23 protein-coding genes are annotated in these 19,301 nt (G+C 69.5%); 8 read left to right on the top strand and 15 right to left on the bottom strand.

Going from position 1 to position 19,301, the window contains the following annotated elements:
• The first annotated feature begins 67 nt into the window (after positions 1–67).
• From era to JYJ93_RS23440, 8 genes are all read left to right on the top strand, one after another.
• Positions 68–1,021, top strand: a complete 954-nt coding sequence (gene era, locus JYJ93_RS23475; protein WP_206794834.1) for a GTPase Era — start codon at positions 68–70, stop codon at positions 1,019–1,021.
• Between the two features lie 70 nt (positions 1,022–1,091).
• Complete coding sequence (gene der, locus JYJ93_RS23470; RefSeq protein ID WP_206794832.1) at positions 1,092–2,501, top strand: ribosome biogenesis GTPase Der; 1,410 nt, start codon at positions 1,092–1,094, stop codon at positions 2,499–2,501.
• A 98-nt stretch (positions 2,502–2,599) separates the two neighbouring features.
• On the top strand, positions 2,600–3,406 hold the full coding sequence (locus JYJ93_RS23465; protein ID WP_206794830.1) for a tetratricopeptide repeat protein: 807 nt from the start codon (positions 2,600–2,602) through the stop codon (positions 3,404–3,406).
• 7 nt (positions 3,407–3,413) lie between these two features.
• Complete coding sequence (locus tag JYJ93_RS23460; RefSeq protein ID WP_206794828.1) at positions 3,414–4,592, top strand: PQQ-binding-like beta-propeller repeat protein; 1,179 nt, start codon at positions 3,414–3,416, stop codon at positions 4,590–4,592.
• The gene (locus JYJ93_RS23455; protein ID WP_206794826.1) at positions 4,589–5,026 is read left to right on the top strand and encodes a (deoxy)nucleoside triphosphate pyrophosphohydrolase; all 438 of its coding nucleotides are present in this window, start codon (positions 4,589–4,591) and stop codon (positions 5,024–5,026) included. The genes JYJ93_RS23460 and JYJ93_RS23455 overlap by 4 nt, the downstream gene beginning before the upstream one ends.
• On the top strand, positions 5,026–5,901 hold the full coding sequence (locus tag JYJ93_RS23450; protein ID WP_206794825.1) for a ribonuclease H-like domain-containing protein: 876 nt from the start codon (positions 5,026–5,028) through the stop codon (positions 5,899–5,901). The genes JYJ93_RS23455 and JYJ93_RS23450 overlap by 1 nt, the downstream gene beginning before the upstream one ends.
• 11 nt (positions 5,902–5,912) lie before the next feature.
• Positions 5,913–6,965 (top strand): hypothetical protein, encoded by a 1,053-nt coding sequence (locus JYJ93_RS23445; RefSeq protein ID WP_206794823.1) that lies wholly within the window; start codon positions 5,913–5,915, stop codon positions 6,963–6,965.
• A 69-nt stretch (positions 6,966–7,034) separates the two neighbouring features.
• Complete coding sequence (locus JYJ93_RS23440; protein WP_206794821.1) at positions 7,035–7,916, top strand: DUF3014 domain-containing protein; 882 nt, start codon at positions 7,035–7,037, stop codon at positions 7,914–7,916.
• Between the two features lie 3 nt (positions 7,917–7,919).
• On the opposite strand, the gene JYJ93_RS23435 is transcribed toward JYJ93_RS23440, so the two are convergent.
• From JYJ93_RS23435 to JYJ93_RS23365, 15 genes are all read right to left on the bottom strand, one after another.
• Positions 7,920–8,474 carry a hypothetical protein gene (locus tag JYJ93_RS23435; protein WP_206794820.1) on the bottom strand — a complete coding sequence of 185 codons (555 nt, stop codon included), beginning with the start codon at positions 8,472–8,474 and terminating at the stop codon, positions 7,920–7,922.
• A 769-nt stretch (positions 8,475–9,243) separates the two neighbouring features.
• A complete protein-coding gene (locus tag JYJ93_RS23430) occupies positions 9,244–9,564 on the bottom strand; it encodes a hypothetical protein (RefSeq protein WP_206794818.1) in 321 nt (106 codons plus the stop codon).
• A 94-nt stretch (positions 9,565–9,658) separates the two neighbouring features.
• Positions 9,659–10,231 carry a hypothetical protein gene (locus JYJ93_RS23425; protein ID WP_206794814.1) on the bottom strand — a complete coding sequence of 191 codons (573 nt, stop codon included), beginning with the start codon at positions 10,229–10,231 and terminating at the stop codon, positions 9,659–9,661.
• Between the two features lie 6 nt (positions 10,232–10,237).
• Positions 10,238–10,771, bottom strand: a complete 534-nt coding sequence (locus JYJ93_RS23420) for a hypothetical protein (protein ID WP_206794812.1) — start codon at positions 10,769–10,771, stop codon at positions 10,238–10,240.
• Between the two features lie 43 nt (positions 10,772–10,814).
• On the bottom strand, positions 10,815–11,045 hold the full coding sequence (locus JYJ93_RS23415; RefSeq protein WP_206794811.1) for a hypothetical protein: 231 nt from the start codon (positions 11,043–11,045) through the stop codon (positions 10,815–10,817).
• A complete protein-coding gene (locus JYJ93_RS23410; protein WP_206794809.1) occupies positions 11,042–11,662 on the bottom strand; it encodes a glycoside hydrolase family 19 protein in 621 nt (206 codons plus the stop codon). The genes JYJ93_RS23415 and JYJ93_RS23410 overlap by 4 nt, the downstream gene beginning before the upstream one ends.
• Positions 11,659–12,210, bottom strand: a complete 552-nt coding sequence (locus tag JYJ93_RS23405; protein WP_206794807.1) for a hypothetical protein — start codon at positions 12,208–12,210, stop codon at positions 11,659–11,661. The genes JYJ93_RS23410 and JYJ93_RS23405 overlap by 4 nt, the downstream gene beginning before the upstream one ends.
• A 64-nt stretch (positions 12,211–12,274) precedes the next feature.
• Positions 12,275–13,150 (bottom strand): hypothetical protein, encoded by an 876-nt coding sequence (locus tag JYJ93_RS23400; RefSeq protein WP_206794805.1) that lies wholly within the window; start codon positions 13,148–13,150, stop codon positions 12,275–12,277.
• Positions 13,151–13,277: 127 nt separating this feature from the next.
• Positions 13,278–13,694 (bottom strand): hypothetical protein, encoded by a 417-nt coding sequence (locus tag JYJ93_RS23395; protein WP_206794803.1) that lies wholly within the window; start codon positions 13,692–13,694, stop codon positions 13,278–13,280.
• 12 nt (positions 13,695–13,706) lie between these two features.
• On the bottom strand, positions 13,707–14,234 hold the full coding sequence (locus JYJ93_RS23390; protein WP_206794801.1) for a hypothetical protein: 528 nt from the start codon (positions 14,232–14,234) through the stop codon (positions 13,707–13,709).
• Positions 14,235–14,308: 74 nt separating this feature from the next.
• A complete protein-coding gene (locus tag JYJ93_RS23385) occupies positions 14,309–15,205 on the bottom strand; it encodes a hypothetical protein (protein WP_206794799.1) in 897 nt (298 codons plus the stop codon).
• A gap of 353 nt (positions 15,206–15,558) precedes the next feature.
• Positions 15,559–17,004, bottom strand: coding sequence for a hypothetical protein (locus tag JYJ93_RS23380; RefSeq protein ID WP_206794797.1), 1,446 nt, complete (start codon positions 17,002–17,004; stop codon positions 15,559–15,561).
• Positions 17,005–17,120: 116 nt separating this feature from the next.
• The gene (locus JYJ93_RS23375) at positions 17,121–17,288 is read right to left on the bottom strand and encodes a hypothetical protein (RefSeq protein ID WP_206794795.1); all 168 of its coding nucleotides are present in this window, start codon (positions 17,286–17,288) and stop codon (positions 17,121–17,123) included.
• A 2-nt stretch (positions 17,289–17,290) separates the two neighbouring features.
• Positions 17,291–18,076 (bottom strand): hypothetical protein, encoded by a 786-nt coding sequence (locus JYJ93_RS23370; RefSeq protein WP_206794793.1) that lies wholly within the window; start codon positions 18,074–18,076, stop codon positions 17,291–17,293.
• A complete protein-coding gene (locus tag JYJ93_RS23365) occupies positions 18,073–19,128 on the bottom strand; it encodes a hypothetical protein (RefSeq protein ID WP_206794791.1) in 1,056 nt (351 codons plus the stop codon). The genes JYJ93_RS23370 and JYJ93_RS23365 overlap by 4 nt, the downstream gene beginning before the upstream one ends.
• Between the last annotated feature and the right edge of the window lie 173 nt (positions 19,129–19,301).

The raw sequence follows: 19,301 nt of genomic DNA, 5'->3' as shown, positions 1-19,301 counted from the left end.
CCTGGCAGTTCCCCCGGGGCCTTCCCGTCTCACGAAGTCGGAAGGCCCACTGATCACCTCCGGAAGTATGGCCTCTCAGTCCCAGAAGAAGACCCCTCGCGCTGGCTTCGCCGCGCTCATCGGCCGGCCCAACGTGGGCAAGAGCACGCTGCTCAACGTGCTCACGGGCGAGAAGATCGCCATTGTCTCGCCCAAGCCGCAGACCACCCGCAACCGCATCCTGGGCGTGGTGTCGCGCCCGGAAGGGCAGGTGGCGTTCATCGACACGCCCGGCATCCACCAGGCCAAGGGTGAGCTCAACCGCTACATGGTGGAGGCCGCCCTCTCCGCGGCCGAGGAGGTGGACCTGGTCCTCTTCCTCATCGAGCCGCCCCAGGGCGAGACGCTGGACGTGACGCCGGGCAACCGCGCCATCCTCGAGCGGCTGCAGAAGGTGGGCAAGCCCACCTTCCTGGTCATCAACAAGATCGACTCCATCCCCAAGTCGAAGCTGCTGCCGCTCATCGCCCTCTACGGCCAGGAGTTCCCCTTCGCGGAGGTGGTGCCCATCTCCGCGCGGGAGAAGGACGGCGTGGAGCACCTGTTCCAGGTCGTGCTGGGCCACCTGCCGGAGGGCGAGCCCCTCTTCGCGGAGGACATGCTCACGGACCAGCAGGAGCGCGTCCTCGTCGCGGAGTACATCCGCGAGCAGGTCCTGCGTCACTGCCGCCAGGAGATCCCGTACTCCACCGCGGTGCTGGTGGACGTGTTCGATGAGTCCGAGCGCGAGCCGCGCCCGGGCACGCCCCCGGGCCAGCTGGGCGGCCTCATCCGCATCGCGGCGTCCATCTACGTGGAGCGCGACAGCCAGAAGGCCATCCTGATTGGCAAGCAGGGGCAGATGCTGAAGCTCATTGGCACGGACGCGCGCAAGTCCGTGCAGCGCCTCCTGGGCGCGCACGTGTACCTGGACCTGCGCGTGCGCGTGGAGACCCGCTGGAGCGAGCGCGCCGCGGGCCTGCGGAAGCTGGGGTACGAGTGATGTCGCCGCTGAAGTCCGTACCGCTGACGTCGTTGCCTTCGAAGTCGTCGTCGCTGTCGAAAGAGACTCCATGAAGCCGCTGGTCGCCATTGTCGGTCGCCCCAACGTGGGCAAGAGCACGCTGTTCAACCGCCTGGTGGGCCGCCGCATCGCGCTCGTCGAGGACCAGCCCGGCGTCACCCGCGACCGGCACTACGCCGACGCGGAGTGGGAGGGCCGCGCCTTCACCCTCATCGACACGGGCGGCTTCGTCCCCGGTGAGAAGGACTCGCTGCTCAAGCAGGTGCGCGAGCAGGCGCAGTTCGCCGTGGAGGAGTGCGACGTCATCATCTTCGTGGTGGACGCCCGCGCGGGCATGACCACCGCGGACGAGGCCGTGGCCAACTACCTGCGCAAGGCGGGCAAGCCCGTCGTCGTGGCGGCCAACAAGCTGGACAACGAGTCCGGGCAGATGCAGTCGCTGGCCGGCGAGTTCTTCCGCCTGGGCCTGGGCGACGTGAACGCCATGTCCGCCGAGCACAACCTGGGCATGGGCAGCCTGATGGACTCCGTGGTGTCCAAGCTCCCGGAGAAGCAGGAGGGCGAGGACTCCGAGGCGCCGCCGGACGACGGGAAGATCCGCGTGGCCATCATCGGCCGGCCCAACGTGGGCAAGAGCACGCTGGTCAACGCCATCCTCAAGGAGAAGCGCGTCGTCACCAGCGACGTCGCCGGCACCACGCGTGACCCCATCGACTCGGAGGTCACGTACAAGGGCAACCAGCTCATCCTCACGGACACCGCGGGCATCCGGCGCAAGAAGACCATCGCGCACCAGGTGGAGCAGTACTCCGTCATCGCGGCGCTGAAGGTCCTGGAGCGCAGCGACGTGGCGGTGCTGCTGATGGACGCCACCGAGCCCGCGGTGGATCAGGACGCGAAGCTCGCGGGCCTGTCCATGGACCGGGGCCGCGCGCTGGTCATCGTGGTGAACAAGTGGGACCTCATCGCGGAGGACAAGCGCCGCCAGGAGGCCTTCCGCGAGGACCTCAAGATCGCCCTCAAGTTCGTGGGCTACGCGCCGGTCATCTTCACGTCCGCCCTGCACGGCTCCAAGGTGGAGAAGGTCGTGGACGTGGCGGTGGAGCTGGCCAAGCAGTTCCGCTTCCGGGCGCCCACCCCCCAGCTCAACAAGCTGCTGGACTACATGGTGGACAACAACCCGGCGCCCATCGTGAAGAGCAAGCCGCTGCGCCTGTACTACATCGCCCAGGTGGCGGCGGCCCCGCCGACCTTCACCCTCACCTGCAACGAACCGCAGGGCGTGCCGGACATGTACAAGCGGTACATCACCAACCAGATCCGCAAGACGTTCGATTTGCGGGTCCCCATCCGTCTGCTCTTCCGCGAGCGGCCAGGCAAGGCCAAGCGCGAAGCCCGCAAGAACCCGCATCTGGCGGGGAAGGGCGGTAAGGGTGGGAAGCGCGCGGGGCGCGACTGACCGCGCTCGCGCGTTGACACTCCCAGCGGGCGCTCTTTACAGTGCGCCGCTTTCCCAGAGCGAAGAGCACCGTCGAGCCGGAGAGAGGTCCCTTCATCGTGGCCCAGCAGAAGACCGAGAAGATTCGCCAGCAGGAGCTTCGTCAGCCGGACGCCTTCCAGAGGGCGGGAGCGGACGCGAGGGACTGGCTGATGCAGCGCCAGAAGTTCCTCGCCATTGGCGCGGGCGTGCTCGTGCTGGGCGCGGTGGGCGTGGCCATCGGCAGTGAGGTCTCCAAGCGTGGCGAGGAGCAGGCCTCCATGGCCCTGGGCCAGGCCCTCACCGTCCTGGACCGCCCCGTGACGGGCGTGGACCCGGTGGACCCCTCCGCCACGGAGCCCCCGTTCCCCACGGTGCAGGCCCGCGACGAAGAGGTCGTGAAGCAGCTGGCCGCCTTCCGCAAGGAGCACGGCGGCACCCGCTCGGCGACGACGGCCGCCCTGCCGCAGGCCAAGGCCGAGTTCCGGCTGGGCAAGAACGACGACGCCCTGGCGTCCCTGGACGTCTTCCTCAAGGGCGCCCCGGAGAACGACGCCCTGCGCGCCAGCGCCCTGGAAGGTCAGGGCTACGCCTACGAGGCCAAGGGTGACTACGCCCAGGCCATCACCTCCTTCGAGGCGATGGAGAAGGCGGACACCGGCGAGTACCTGGTCGGCATGGGCGCGTACCACAAGGCGCGCATGCTCATCCTCCAGGGCAAGAAGGACGAGGCGGCGCAGGTGCTGTCCAAGATCCCCACGGACCATCCGAACAGCGCCGCGGCCCGTCAGGCCACCGAGCGCATGGCGGTGCTGGCCGCGGAGGGCGTGAAGGTGCCCACGCCGGCGCCTCCCGCCGCGACGGCCACGGACGCGGGGCAGCCGTAGCGCGCTCATGACCATGCGGCTTGCTCGGTGGAAGCGGTGGGTGGGAGTGGCGGCTGGGGCAGGGCTCCTGGCCGGGTGTGCGTCGGCGCCGCTGTACGGCAACCCGGAGCTGCCCGCGGCGCCCCGTCAGCCGCCGGTGGACTACTTCCAGGTGAACTGGTGGGCGGGGCTCGTCGACAAGGTCCCGCTGCTGGAGTACTCGCCGCGCGAGCCGGCCTCCCCGGTGTACGACCCGGAGAGCCGGAACGTCGTGGTGCAGACGCGTGACGGCTACGTCCGCGCGGTGGGGCCGGACGGGAAGGTGGCCTGGTCCCTGCGCACCGGCGCCCGGGCGCTCGCGGGCGGTCTGGCCAGCGAGGGCGTCATCTACCTGCCGGGCGGTGACGGCGTGCTGTACGCGCTGGATGGCCGCACCGGCGCGGTGAAGTGGAAGTACGCCACCAACGAGTCCCTGGCCACGGTGCCGGTGCTCGCGGACGGCCTGGTGCTGGTGGCCACGGACACCGACACGGTGTTCGCGGTGAAGGCCACGGACGGCACGTGGGTGTGGCAGTACCGGCGCGACCCGCCGTCCGGCTTCACCGTCCGGGGCGCCTCCGCGCCGCGAGTGGACCAGGACACCGCGTACATCGGCTTCTCCGACGGCTTCCTCGTCGCCCTCAAGGTGGAGGACGGCGGCGTCGTCTGGGAGAAGTCCCTGTCGGGCGCGGGCACGGAGTTCCTGGACGTGGACACCACGCCCGCCATCGACTCGGCGGGGCGGCTGTATGTGGCCTCGTACAAGAACGGCCTGTACGCCCTGGAGGCGGACACCGGCGCCGTCATCTGGAACGCCAGCGTCGGCGGCCTGACGTCGCTGCTGGCCCGGGGCGAGGTGGTGTTCGCGACCGGCGACGGCCGCGTGGACGCCTACCTGGGAGAGACGGGAAAGCTCATCTGGTCGCTCCCCCTCAAGAACAGGATGGCGCTCGCTCCGGTGTTGGCCAGGGGAATGCTGCTGGTGCCCAACGAGCGCGCGCTGCTGTTCGTGGACCCGACGACGGGCAAGTCTCGCATGGCCTGGAACCCGGGCGTGGGCATCTCCGCGCCGCCGTTCGTGGTGGGCTCGCGGGTGTACGTGCTGTCCAACAACGCGTACCTGTACGCGCTGGACATGAACGACGTGAAGAAGGGGCCGCGCGGGTGACGCGCGCCGTGCCCCGGACGGTGCGGGTGGTGGCGGCGCTGATTCCCCGGCCCGGTCCGGAAGGCGGCGGGCCGAGGTACCTGGTCCAGCAGCGCCTTCCCGGTGGGAGCCGCGCGCTCCTCTGGGAGTTCCCCGGCGGCAAGGTGGAGGCGGGCGAGACGGACGAAGCCGCCCTCGCTCGCGAGTGCCGCGAGGAACTGGACGTGGAGCTCTCCGTGGGCCGCCGCCTGTGGGAGGGCCGGCACACGTACCCGGACCTCACCGTGGAGCTGGTGCTGCTCTCGGCCACGATTGTGTCCGGCGAGCCGAAGCCGCTGGGCGCGCACCAGCTGGCGTTCCACACGCCCACGGAGATGCAGGCGCTGCCGTTCTGCGAGGCGGACATTCCGCTCCTCGACGACCTCCTGGCGGGAAGGCTGGGTGCGCTCGATTGATGCTGCTGCACACGTTCCAGCTCATCCCCGGCGTGGGGCCGTGGCGCGAGAAGGACCTGTGGTCCAAGGGCATCCGGACCTGGGATGACTTCCCGGACGGCGGCATCGTCATCAGCCGCAAGGCGGACACGGCGGCCCGCGAGCGCATCGCGGAGGCCCGGGCGGCGCTGGCCCGGAGGGACTTGAAGGACCTGGCCCGCATGGTGCCGCCGCGCGAGCACTGGCGCCTGTTCCCGGAGTTCCAGGACGACGCCGTCTACTTCGACATCGAGACGGACGGCAGCAAGACGCAGGTGCCCACGGTGGTGAGCCTGTTCGACGCCTCGGGGCTGCACGTCTTCATCCAGGGCCGGAACATGGACGCGCTGCCGGAGGCCATGGCGAAGCGGCGGCTGTGGGTGACGTTCAACGGCTCGTGCTTCGACGTGCCGGTGCTGAAGGAGTACTTCGGCGCGAAGAACTTCCCGGTGCCGGAGGCGCACATCGACCTGCGCTTCGTCACGCGGCGGCTGGGGATGGGCGGCGGGCTGAAGGAGATTGAAGACAAGCTGGGCGTGGGCCGGCCGCCGCACCTGAAGGGCGTGAATGGCTACGACGCAGTGCTGCTGTGGCGCGCGTACCTGCGGCGCGGCGACGTGGAGGCCCTGCGCTACCTGGTCGAGTACAACCTCTACGACTCGTTCCAGCTCCGGTCGTTGATGGACCTGGCGTACAACAAGGGCGCGGACGACCTGAACATGGACGTCCCCCGGCTGAAGGTCTTCGAGCGCGGGGACCTGCTGTACGACGTGAGCCGGCTGCTGCTGGAGTTGGGGCCCACCGAGCGCGACCTCGACACGCTCGCGCGCGTGCGGGCCATGGAGCAGGATTCCTGAGCGGCCAGGTCGTGCCTTGGGTCGGCCGGCCGAGGCCCGCCACGCCGTGGGGCATCCCCAGCCGCCGCGTCGCGCTCACTCGAATCACGACGTTGCCGGTGACGGACGCGGAGTGGGCGGGCGATGGCTTCGTGCTGCCTCCCTCGGGCGAGTCCGTGGGGCTGGCCCTGGGCGTGCGGCGCCTGGCCGTGCTCGGGGCGCGGGAGTCCTGGCCGCCGGGGCTCGCGCTGGAGCTGCCTCGGACCGCGGGGCTCGTGGCGTTGCATCCGTCGCTCCGGTGCGCGGCGGTGCTGGGCCCGGGGCGCATCGAGATGGTGGGCCGGGCGCAGGACGGGAGCCCGGTGGAGACGCCCGCTCGGGCCTGGACCCGGCACACGCAGTCCCTGGGGTTCGACGTCACCGGCGAGAGCCTCTGGACGAGCGGCGTCCAGGACGGCCGGGCTTCGGTGCGTGTCCTGGATGCCCGAACGTTATCGGACGTACCGGGGACGGAGGCCGGGCTGGAGCTGGACACGCCGGTGTTGGGCGAGGACGACCTGGACGGGCTGCACGAATGGATGCCGCATCCGCGCCTGCCAGTAATGGGCGTGTCGGTGAGCCTGGGCCAGGAGGGCACGTGGCTCACGTTCGTGGAGCGCGGCGCGGCGGGGCTCGTGCGGGGCGCGACGGTCGCTTCGGTGGAGGCGCCGTTCTATCCGGCGGGGTTCCTTCCGGACGGCTCGGGCTTCATCGGCGTGGGTGGCACCTGGGTGCGGCGCTGGACATACCCGGAGGCCACGCTGGCGGCGGAGTTCATGCTGCCGGAACAAGGCACGCTCGCCACGGGGTACAGCGGGCTGGTGACGGAGCGGGCGGTGCTGGTGGCGGTGGAGGACCTGTTGGAAGCGGGTGAGTGGTACCTGCTTCAACTGGACCCGGGTTCGCTGCGGCCCGTGTGTGCGTGGGAGCTGCCGTTGTCCACGGAGGCCGTCACGTCGGTGCACCTGCTGCCCGGCGGCTTCATCCTGTCGCCCGAGGACGGCCAGCTCTGGCGGCTGCCCGACGAGGTCCTGGCCGAGCGGTGAACACAGACGGCGCGGATTGTTCACGCGCGCGTGGAATGGCTCGGAGCCCTGTCTGTAAGGTCCGGGACCATGAGCGATCCGAACTTCGTGAATCAGGGCCCTGGAGCCATTCCGCCGTCGCCGGAGGCCGAGCCGCCCAAGTCTCCATCGCGGGGCAAGGTCCTGGGCGTCCTGGTCGCGCTGATGGTCGTGGGGGTGGTGGCTTCGTACTTCGGCCTGAGGCGCCAGTCGGAGGCGCCCGGGGTGACGGCGCCGCCGGTGGTGGACGCGGGCGTGGCGGAGGTGCCCGCGGAGGTGTCGCTGCCAGAGAGCGACGGCCGCATCCGCGACCTGGTGGGCAAGCTGTCGGTGGACCCGGAGCTGGCGAAGTGGCTCCAGGAGCAGGACCTGGCGCGCCGGTTCACCGCGTCCGTGAGCAACATCGCCGAGGGTGAGAGCCCCCGGGCCTCGCTGTTGTTCATGGCGCCCGTGGGGGCGTTCCAGGTGGGCGCGGCCGGGGCGAACGGGCGCTCGGAGATCGCGCCGCTGAGCTACGCGCGCTACGACCTGGTAGCCCGGGTGCTGGGCTCGCTGGACGCGTCCGGCGCGGCGATGGTGTACCGGGAGCTGAAGCCGCTCATCGACCAGGCGTACCGGGAGATCGCGCCGCCGGATCAGGGCTTCGAGACCGCGTTCGGCAGGGCCATCCAGCACCTGTTGGCGGTGCCGGTGCCGAAGGGACCGGTGCAGGTGGAGCCCAAGGGCGCGCTGTATGTGTATGCGTCGCCGGAGCTGGAGGGGCTGAGCAAGGCCCAGAAGCACTTGCTGCGGATGGGTCCGGGGAACATGCGGATCATCCAGGCGAAGCTGCGGGAGATGCGCACGGCGCTGAACCTGCCGACCCCGGCGCCGGCCACGCCCGAGCCGTTGCCGGATCAGGAGGCGCCGGGGCAGTCAGAGACCCAGGAATGACGGCTACTTGCGCTTCTTGCCGCCCTTGGCGGGCGGCGGAGGCGGCTTGGGCTTCTCCTTGTCGCCGATGATCTGGAACGAGGCCCGGAGGTCCTCGACGTCGCGGCCGCGCGAGTCCTGGAACGACGAGCCGGTCTGCGAGTCGACGACGAGGGTGTACGAGTAGCCGGTCTTGAGCGGCTGCGGCAGGTGGATGCGGTACACGAGGCCGTCATCGGCCTCGGACACGGAGTCGTCGGAGACCATGGCCCGGTCGGCTTCGTCCATGAGCCGGACGCGGTAGTTCTTGAGGCCCAGGGTGCTGCGAAGCTCCAGGTCGGACGTGGGCTCCACGAGCGGTTTTTCCTCCAGGGCCAGGGGGATGAGCGCGGAGCCGCCATCCGGCGACTGGTACTGGAGCGTGAAGACCACGGCCTCGGGGCCCGAGTCCGGGGCCGCCGTGGCGCCGGTGACGCCGCCGTCCACGGGGGCCTGGGACGTCTTGTCGGGACAGCCCGTCAGCAGGGCTGCGGTGAGGCCGCAAAGCGCGGCGAGTCCGGTTCGTCGGAAGAGGCGCATGGGGCGGCAAGGTACGTTCCGGACCCGGGCACGGGAAGCACGAGATTCCACCGGCCGGTTGGTGGCCGACTGACCTGGACGATGTCGATGAGCCCGATGACACCTGAAGGCGGACCCGAGCATCCGGGGATGAGCCAGTTGCGAGGACGTCCGCGGAGGCCATGGGCGGGCCAGGGAAGCGCCTGGAATCCTTGGGGAACCCCTGGTCGAAACGTCTGATAAGAAGCGTGAGGTCAGAGCCCTTGAAGATTGCAAGTTTTCGGCGTAAAAACGTGCCGATTTTGTCCCCGTTTTTGCCACGGCGCGCACCAGTAGCGAAAGGGTCCTGACGGGTCGTCAGGGCCAACCGCGAAAGCTCGCCCAGGGATAGGGGCGGTCACAGTTTCAGGGGGTCTGGGGAGCGCTCCAGCAGGCTTCCGGTTCCACCCGGTCCCCACCAGAAAACCGGCTTCGGTGTTCCACCACCGTTGACGGTTAGTCCCCAGGGTTCGAGGCTTTCCCGAGCCTCACCCTGGGGCGGTAGTTTCGCTACCGCCTGCCCCTAAGCTACGTCTCCGCCCAGGCGGAATTCAACCCGCAGGCGAAATTCCCGCCATCCCCGGTCGCGCAATGCGCCCGCCAGGAGACAGCTCGGCCCGCCCTCCAGGGGAGGAGGGCGGGCCGTCCAGCTCCAGCGGGGCCGCGCTGGGGGCGCCTCTCCAAGGTCAGGCGCCACAATGCTTGAGGGAGTCAACCTTGCCGGCGCGCAACGCACGGCGCCAGCGGAAGCCTAGTGCAGCGTCGCGTGCTTTGGCTCCCAGCCAGTCTCGATGAGGAGGAGGAGGCGCCGCGCGCGGCTCATCACCTCCCGGCCCTTCGCCCCCTGGTGGGGTGTCCGCCTGGCCCAGCCGAGCCCCTGGGGGGCCAGCTCCACGCGGTGCACGCCCTCGCGGTCCTCCACGATGATGGACCGCGCTCCGTCGAGCCGGAACACCCGGGGCAGCAGGTCTGCCGCGCGCGTCTCGGCCACCAGCTCGTCCGGGGTAGCGGGCGTGTCGTCATCCTCGTCCGTCATGGCCGCCGCGTACACCGCCAGGCACCGCGGCGCCATCCTCCGGCCGGGGGACACCTGGTGGCCCGCAACGACAACGCCCCCCAGACCGCGTGGGCCTGGGGGGCGTGGGTTCACTGTGCCTGGTGCCGCGTCACGCCACGTAGGTGACGAGGACGCGCAAGCCCCGGTCGCTTCGCACCTCCGCGCGTTGGATCCGCGTGAAGGGGATGCTCGCAACCTGCGTCCGCCCCCCGGTCGGCTGGCCTACCCACACGCATGGGGCCGGGTTCGGCTGCCGCAGCGCATTCGCGGTCGCTGCGTCCACGTAGCCGACCAGGTGCAGGTTGCCGGCCGTGTCTCGGTGCACCTCCACGCCTCCACCGCTTCCCGCCGTAATGACCGTCTCGCTGTTGAGCGCCACCAGGCCCCCCAGCGGGGCATACGCGTACCGCCCCCGTCCCAGCTGCGCGATGGTGTCCCCACGCACGCTGCCCGGGGGCATCGTCACGCCGTGCAGCTCCCGGAGCTGGGCGAGCGTCATCCCCACCGCACCCGCTGGCGCCTGGGGCTCGTGAGGCGTGTACGGCGCCGGGTGGGAAGGCCGTTCCTTGCGGACGAGGATGTCCGGGGCACGGGCCGTCTGTCGGCCGCGCCGCTGACCTGCGACGAACCCCAGCCCGCCGAAGAGTGCCGCCGCCGACGCGGTGAAGAGGAGGGTCTTCATGGCGCGTCAGCCGCCCTTCTTCTGGCCCAGCGTGGAGGGGAGGGGAACGCCAGCCAGGCCGAACAGGCCCACCGCACCAGCCAGCGCGAAGCCACGAACAGGGCCATCCGGCAGCGTCTGCGCGAACTGCGCGAGGATGCCTGCCACCGCGAGACAGGGAACCGCGACGCTGGCCTTCACCAGGGGCTTACCGGTGGTGATGCTGGGAATGGTGGTGGCGACGCCGGCAACCGCCGCGAGCGCCATCGCCAGCACGCCCAGCGCCAGGTCGTAGGGCACGGGGAGGATGCCCGCGAGGAACGCGCCGACGCTGGCCAGCGTCGCGAGGACGGCCGCCACGCGCTTGGACACGAGGCCATGGCGCGGCTCCTCCGCCGGGGCCTCGGTGGTGGTGGTGAGCGTGCCCATGGGCTCCGTCACCGGCTCCAGCGCCAGCTCGGGCGCCGGCAGCGGCTGGAACTTCCGCAGCGTCACGGCCGCGCCGCTCTCCGCCGTCGTCATCACTTCGATTTCTTCGTTCGCTTCGATGGGCTCGGGCATCACGTTCTCCGGAGCTGCGTGGGACTGCGAGAAGGGGAGGGGACTACTTGCGCGGCGCGGCCGGGGAGGCGCCGCGGTGCGCTGCCTCCAGGAGGGCGATGCGGCTCCTGGTGGTGTGCCTGAAGGCCTTGAACTCGGCGTTGAGCGAGCGGAGCTGCTTCCGCACCTTCAGCAGTTGCCGGCGGAGGGCGCGATTCTGGACCAGGGCGCCGGACACGCCGCTGCCCACCGCCATCGCTACCAGCTCCAGAACCTTCTGCGTCTCGGGGCTCACGCCGTCACCCCGAGCACCTTGACCGCGCGGTCGTAGAACTTCCGCCTGTCCTCCAGGCCATTGGTGCCGCCGTTGATGAGCTTGGTCACGCCCACCAGGTCACCGGCATCCGCGCGGGCGTTGATGTTGCGGCTGGTCCAGTACCAGGCCGCAGTGCGGAACCCGATGGCGGGCTCGGCCGCGCGCTTCGGGTTGTTCTCCAGGTCGATGCCCAGCGCCTGGCCAGCGTCGCGGTAGTTGGCGCGGCCGGTCACCTGAATGGGTCCGCGTCCCTTGTACCGGATGCCGTCTCCGGGCTGCGTGTTGCCCAAGTCCTTCCGCCCCTCATAGGCCGCGCCGGACGCAATCTCCTCCATCCAGCGGAACTCCCCCGACTCGTGGGCGAGCTGCGCGAGGAAGGCAGCGCGGCGGATAGGCGTGTTGATGGCCGCCTCGTTCATCGCGAGCGCCAAGAGGGGCGCGTACTCCTGCGCGAGCGCGGTGGACAGGTTGGGCATGATGGCCTGGAGCTGCGCCAGCGTGAGCCCCGACAGGTCGAGCGTCGGCTTCATCTTCTTCACCACCTTGGGAGCGCCCGCAGCAGCGACGGCCGCGAGCACGAGAGATTCGAGGATCATCCGACCGCCTTCTTCACCAGGCCAAAGCCCGGGATGCTGTTGAGGCCGAACCCAATGAGCCCGAGCCCCACACTCACGCCCACGAACCCGGCGAGCACCTTCGTTTTCGTGCTCCACGGCGAAGTGACGGACTCCACCGCGTTGCTCACCGCCTTCTTCACGTCCTCCGCGACTTCCTTCGCGGACTCCACGGTCTGTTCCGCGGTGCCCGCCGCGCCGTTGAGGATGATGCTGGAGTCCCAGAACGCGCCCAGCGCGCTCGCGAGCTGGGACGCATTGGCGTTCCCCAGCTCCAACCACGTCTTGACGGTGTAGTCCTTCCCATCATCGCGCGTGCCGCGCTCCACCCAGCTACGAAGGACGGTGCTCCATCGCGTGTAGTTCTCTCGCGCCATCTTCACGGCGGAGATCTGCGACCGCTGGCCTTCGGTGACGACGAAATCCTTAATCTCGTCGCCACCGAGCCAGTCCGGGACGTAGCTCAGCAGACCGTCGGAGTTGAGGATTCCTTCCATCCACTTCTCCGCCTTCAGAAGGTCCGCGCGCACGCGAGCTTCCAAATCATCCATGCGCTTCCGGTCTGCCGGGCTGATGGTCATGACGTCCTCGTCCTCACCACGCCTGGGCGGTGATGCGCAGGCGGAAGGTGCTGCTCCAGATGGCCGCATTGCCGGAGTCGAGCTGGCCCGTCACGCGCAGGCGGAACTTCACGCCCGGCCACGGCGGGGTGCTGTCCTCCGTCGCGGTCAGCGTCTGGCTCGACTCCTCGGCGCCCAGGAGGATGTATCCGCGCCGGATGCTTCGGCCGCCGTGATTGATGGCAGGGGAGGGGACGGGCGAAGTGCCCGCCCCTCCGATGTTCCCGCCAGTGCCCGCCTCGATGGTGCGGAAGCTCACGGCGTTGTCGCCCGGCGCGCGGCAGAGGTCCACGCACGGGATGATGGCCGCCTGCGGGTCATCGAGCCCCACCGACGTCGCCCACTCCACTTCCGCGGTGAAGAGCACGTGCGAGTAGCCCCGCAGGTCCCAGGCCGGGAGGGAGAGGACGGCCTCCGCGTTCGCAGCCGCGTCGCTGGGCGAGGGGTTGAAGCCCAGGCGCGGCCCCTTCACATAGTCGGGGTCGAAGTAGACGAACATGTTCCCGGTGAACGTGTTCGCAGCGAAGTCCGAGATGATGGTCGCCAGCGTCGCCGCGTCGCCGCTGTCGATGACGAAGAGCAACTGAGGCTCCCGCGTCCCCATGGCGGTGAAGCCGTCCCGGTTGGTGCGCAGCGCCGGCAAGCGCATGTCCTCGTCGGCCGGCTGCATCGTCAGCTCCCACTCATCACCGGGGCGTCCCTGGATGACCTGGACCGTCGTGATGAGCGTCGAGTGCGTGAAGAAGCCCGGACCCGTGACGGTCTGCGCATCGTTCGTGTTCCCGTTGAGCACGACATCCACCGGGTAGCGCTGCACGTTCGCTGCGCCGGGGATGAGCTGAAAGCCCACGCCCGACAGACCATTCCACGTCGCTTTGCCGTCGCTACCAACACCGGACCGCATGGGCTTCCCGATCATCGTTCGTTCCCTCCGCTGTGTAGTTCGCTGCGCGTGCTCCAACTTCGACGGCGAGCGGCTAGAAGAAGCCGCTGAGGTTGTTCCAGAGGCCGGCCGCGCTATTCGCGACATCGAGCCAGCCGTTGATGTCATCCGCCAGTCCGCCTCCGCCCTGGTTCGAGGGCGTCTGCGTCGTGTACGAGGGCGGCGTGTACTGAGGGCCCGGCGCGTACTGACTGCCCGGCTTCGACGCCTGGTTCTGCGCCGTGGCCTGCGCGAGCGCGGTCTGAAGCGCGGCCTCTCGCGCAGCGGCTTCCACCTTGGCCGCCGCGTCCCGGGCCGCCGTGTCGGCGTCCCGCTTCGCCTGCTCAGCCGCAGCGGTGGCCTTGGCCGCCTTGCTGTTCGCGTTCATGAGCGCAGCGCCACCGCCAACAATGCCCACGCCGGTCAGTACGCCCACAACAATCTTCCACGTGTCGGTGCTCTTCTCGCTCATGGCGTGCTTCCTTCAGGACGTCGCCCATTGGGTGAAGATGGGCAGGTTGGTATCCGTGCTGCGCATGCCTCCGGTGGGCAGCTCCAGCTCACTCGACGGCGCCGGGATGTCCCTCTTGCGGCGTTCGGCCACCAGCGGCGCGCGGAGCTTCAGCGACGCTCCAGGCTGCACCACCGCCAGGTCCCCCAGGGATGCCGGCGCCTTCGGGACGTCCCCCGAGGAACTCCCGGCGACCAGGGTCCTGATTCCGGCCGCGAGGGCGCTTTCGTCGCTGAACCGTTCCGCAGGGAAGCTCGGCGCCGTGGGCTCGCCCACCGCGAACCCCTGCGCGGCAAACGAGCTGGGGGCCTGCGGTGTGGCTCCAGCGGCAGCAGATGCGGGAGCTGCGGCACCCTGGGGCTGCGTGTCCGGCTTCGGGAAGTACGTCACATCCGCCGGCGGCGTTTGCTTCGCTCTCGGCTGCCTGCGGCGGTTCTGGACGCTCGCAGCGCCCAGCCCCAATCCCAGGCCGCCCAATCCGATGATGAATGGGAACAGCATGTGCCTCCTCCTCCTGCACTCCGCGGTGCGCGGGCCAGGTCATGCGGTGTGTTGTTGGTTGGCGGGGCGCGCCCTCAATCCACGAGGTCGCGGTTTTTCGTCGGGGTGATGACGCGCACTGGAGGCTTGGTCGGAGTCGGGGCCGGCGCTGGAGCAGGCGGAACCGGAGGGTTTGGAGCAGGCGCTGGAGACGGCGCGGGCTGCGTCACGACGGGCGGCGTGGGCGTCGTAGTGGTGACCGCTCCCGGGTCGTACCAGTCACCATCGAGCGTCGTTCCCGTTCGCTTGTCGCTCTTCGTGTTGTTGATGTAGCCGCCGGTCCCGGCGCCAGTGCGTTCCTCTACCATCGCCTTCGCTCGGCGCTCCTCCATGGCCGCCTCAACCATGGCCGCGTACTCCGCCGAGACGGGAGGAACGACGGTCCCTTCATAGTCGGGATGATCCGAGCGCCAGTGGAAGCGACGGTTCACGCCGTGGATATCGCGGTAGTACCAAAGGCCGTTTGTCTTGCCTTCCGTGCCAGAGATTGCGGGCTGGCCGGTGAACCCACCACCACCCCGCCTCCACCCGTCGAAATAAAAGTGGTCTTCTTCGGAGGAGGTCACGCCCCAGCCCTTCGCCATCCACGCGCGGTAGCTCCCCACTTCGGTGGCGTCGATTTTCCGGCCCACCTGAAGGCGCGCCTCTTGCCCAGCGGCTTCCGCGCTCGCGAACGCCTCTTCCGCCAGCGCGTAGGCGCCTGCGTTGTAGAGGTTGACGCCCGCCGTCCACCGCTCCATGAACGCGACATAGCGCGCCTGCTCAAGCGCTGCGTTCCTCGCGTCCAGCAGGTTCGCCTGGGCCTTCGCTGCCTTGTCGTTCTCGTTGATCCACCCGCCCAACAACTTCCCCAGGGCGCCAATGAATGGCGCGAGGGGCGCGAGCGGCGTTGCAGCGAGCACGGTCGCGAGCAGCGCGGCACCGTTCGCCACCGCCTGCGGCGCGTTGGACGGTGGCCGCAGGTCACGCTTCGGAGGCGGAGGGAGGGGCGGAGGCGGCTCAGGCGGTGTGAGCAACGCGGGCGCTGGGGCCTGCGTCAGCACCTGCTCTTCCACAGGCGTCGCGGCATGAGGCGCCGTCTCCTCCTGGAGCTGACGGGGCGTTCCATCCTCGACCGCCACGGGCCAACCAGAGGGGGCGCGCCCGAATCGGCTGTGCACCCAGTCAACGAACGTCACGAGGAACTTGGGCGCGGGCATGCGCTACTCCGGGAAGGGGAGGAGAGATGAATCAGGCCAGGCGCCGCGCAATGCGGCGCCCGGCCTCGATGCTTCCGGGCAGCGGACTAGGCCGCGCGCCGCGCCTGCATCGCCGCGACCAGGGCGTTCACCTCGGCCGCCAGCATGGACTGCACCTGGCTGTAGACCCAGGAGGGCACCGTGAAGCCGTCAACCACGTCCACGATGGCGCCGGGAATCTCGCGCGCCAGCTGCTGGCGGATGCTCTCCGCGGCGCCAGTGTTCCCCTCCGGGTACTCGGGGCTCTTCTTCATCGCGTCGAGGATGCGAAGCGCCGCGTTCCGCAGCTTCTGCGGCGGGATGACGACGAACGGCACGCCACCGGGCAGGCAGCGAAGGCCCGCGTAGTCGTAGAAGGGCACGTCCTGGTCCGTGAGGCCCGTGAAGCCGCAGAAGGGCAGGTGGGCGTCCTCCACATCCATCTTCTCCAGGATGGCGGTGTTCACGGCCAGCAGCTGGCGGTTCTTGGGGAGCTTCGCCGCCATCTGCGCGACCTCCGCCAGCACCTGCGCGGTGCTGGGGGTCGGGCAGTAGTTGACGATGCCGTCGAAGTCCTCCTTCTTCTTCACCTGCTTCACCGCCACCGGGCCGGCGAACATGTTCTTCAGGGGCTTCTCCTCGTTGAGGAAGAGCGGCGTGCGCGCGTCGGTGTGGCCGGAGTCCTCGATGGAATCCGAGCCGGGTTCGAGGTCGTACTTCTTGAACACCTCGGCGGGCGTGTTCGGCTCATCCGTCACGATGACGGCGCCCTCGTCCGTCTTCACGGTCACGCGCAGCGTCTCCAGGTTCGTCCCCGCCAGCGCGCCCTTGTTCCAGATGTTGAGCACCAGTCCCGACTCGGTGGTGATGGTGTCCGACTGCGGGTTGTTGATGTCCGCGGAGTGGAACACCACGCCATGCCGGCGGCTGCGCGCCTTGCGCGTGCGCGGGACGTAGGTCACGGTCTGCGAGGACAGGGCCAACTTGACGTTGGCCGCCTTGAACGGGTCCGCGCCCATCTTCAGCTTGACCTCGAAGTCCAGGAGCTGCTCGGCGCAGATGCCGGTGAACTTCTCGGAGTCCTTGATGAACGCCAGGTGGCCCATGGGGATGAGCACGGTGAAATCCACCTTGTTCATCCCCACCGCGAAGCTTCCGCCCAGGGTGCCGGCCGTGTTGCCGGTGAGCCCCACGAAGTCCAGCTCCTGCTGCGTGCGGAAGTCGTCGCGCACCACCGGGAGCGCCTGCCCCTGGTACGGCTGGATGGTGTCCTTCTCGCTGAGAAACCGCTTCACGTACAGCGTGTAAGCGCTCAACAGCGTCAGGCGGTCCGCCATGGCCAGCGCGGCGACCGTGCTGCTGTCCGAGTTGAGGACGTTCGCGGTCACGCGCGCCTCGATGGCAATGCACGATTGCTTGGGGCTGATGATCATCGAGCCCTTCGTCATCGTCGCGTCGCCGTAGGGGCGAAGGTCTTTGGTGCCGTCCGCGAAGGGAACCAGGTTATCGGCCATGGAGTCATCTCCTGCTGGGAAGTTGGAAGGGAAGGGAGCGCGCGAGGGATGGGGCTCCAGCGGGCGCGCTGCACGCTGGAGCCCTTGCTGCTCAGGTGGTGGGTGATGCGGTTGAGCTACTTCGCGGCCGTCGCGGCACGCGCCTTCTGCGCGGCCTCGCGCTCCGCCGGACTGCGGATGCTGTCCGTGGCTTCGCCCACCGCGACGGCGCCACCCGCCCCCGTGATGTTCCCCGCGAGGAACGCCCCGAGGATGTGCCAGCCGCTGTATTTCTTCTCGCCCATGTTCATGCCTCCAGTGCTTCGATTTGGTCCATGCGGACCGTGGTGAGGTTGGCGACCAGGTGCTCGCGTGGCGCCAGCTGCGAGACGGCGCGCGCGTAGTCCTTCCCCGCGTCCACGGCCAAGCCCCGCAGGTCCGTCGTCTTGACCTGGCGGAAGGACACAACCTTCGTGCACTGCGCGCGGTTCTCCGGCTCGTCGTCCGTCCAGCGCTGTTTCACGAAATAGCGGCGCACCCCATCCGCGCCCCACGTGGCGCTGATGTCGTGCAGCTCTTTCGCCATGTACTTCGCGAGCATCCCCACCTCGTCCACGAAGAGGTGCAGCTCGTCGTCAGAGCGGGCGCGAAGGTACGGGAGCACCTGGCGGAACTGCGCAGCCTTCACTTCCGGGAGCGCCTGCACGTCATCCGGGCGAATCGCGAGCGCCAGGCGCGTCGCGAGAATCATTTCCGGATCCGCCAGGAACTCTGAAACTGTCACCGTCCGCTTGAGCGGCCCGAGGGAGTTGTGCTTGCGCTTGATGCCGTCAATGCCCCACTCGCCGCGATAGTCGAGGGCGAGCACTGGGCGGCCCTTCTTCATGAGCCACTCGGCCCATTTCTTGGCCAGGTAGCTTTTGCCCATGCGCACCATGCCGACGATGTGCACGCACTCGGAGACGTCCGGGACGTGGAATTCGAGCTGCTCGCGCTCCCACGGTCGCGGAATGGCCCGGCCGCATTCCTTGCACGCCTCCGCCTTCTTCGCGGCGTGCTCCGCGTGCTGTGTCTTCCGCCGCTTTCCCTTCATCGCCGCCGGCTCCGGATGAACCCCGAGAGCTTCTGGGCGATGCCCGTCACGCGGACCGCGAGGTCCGTCAGGAAGTCGCCCGCCTTGCTCGCGATGATGGGCGCCGCCGGCAACAGCACCAGGCCGGCCACACCTGCAAGCTCGACCTCCGCCGGCATTCCGCCTTCCGCGTCCGTGGGGGCGCGCTTCGCCATGATGACGCCCGCCAGCTCCGCCATGCGGGCCACCGGGTCCCCCTCGTATTGGCCCTCGTATGGCGTGCCGGCGAAGAGCCTGCGCTTCGTGGGCTGTGACACGTCCACGCCCACCCGCTTCGACACCTCGCCCAGGAGAGCCGCGAACGGCAACGCGGCTTCCGCGAACTTCCGCACGCGCTGAAAGTCCTGGCCCATGTACTTGGGCGGTTCCGGCGGCGGTGGTGGCTCTGGTGGTGCACCAGGTGCCGCAGCTCCGGCGGCTTGCGCCCCCGGCGACGCGGCAGCGGGCGCGGCCGGGCCTGGCGAGACAGGCCCGGCAGCTCCCGGGGCGCCGCCTCCAGGAGGGGGAGGGGACACGGCCGGTTTCGCCTGGCCAGCACCCGCGCCGCGCGCACGCTCAACGAACTTCTGGCCGCCGACCGTCCCGAATTTCGCCAGCTCGGCGTCACGCGCCATCGGTTTGATGGCCACCCCATAGGTGAGCGCCCAGATGTTGGCTTCGCGGAAGTCCTCCGGCGTTCGGCACTTCGCGACCTTCTCCCGGTAGGTGCGCTCCCTCCGTCGCGGGTCATCGCCAACCGGCCGGCCCATCTTCTTGCCCGTGGGGCTGGCGCGCCGCGCGGGTTGCGCCTCGTCCGGGGGAAGGACTTCCGGCACGGCCTCCTCACGAGCCGGCGTGTATTCGCTGGGGGCGGGCGCCGCCTTCCGCGCGAACAGGTCCGGGTTTCGCGGCGGTAGCCGCTGCTCTTCTTCGGGCAGCTCGTCGGCCAGGCCGCCGTTGCTGGGCAGCTCAGCGTCCGCCGCCGCGCTCGATGCGCCCGCGTCGTCTGCGTTCCGCTCCAGCTCTTCGGCCACGCGTCACCCCGCGAAAGAGGAAAGAGCTGACAGCGGCGGTGCGTGTCCTGGCGGCCCCGCAGGGCCAAGCTGTTCCCGAACTGTTGGACCTCCGCGAAAAGCGCGAGGACAGAAAGGGGCGCAACGACTCAGGACTTACGGGCGGACCCACGCACCGCCGCCGTCAGCAAGCG

This window comes from Corallococcus sp. NCSPR001, from assembly GCF_017309135.1.
GTDB lineage: Bacteria > Myxococcota > Myxococcia > Myxococcales > Myxococcaceae > Corallococcus.
Note: the sequence above shows the minus strand (reverse complement) of the source record. Positions and strands in the feature narration are given on the sequence as shown.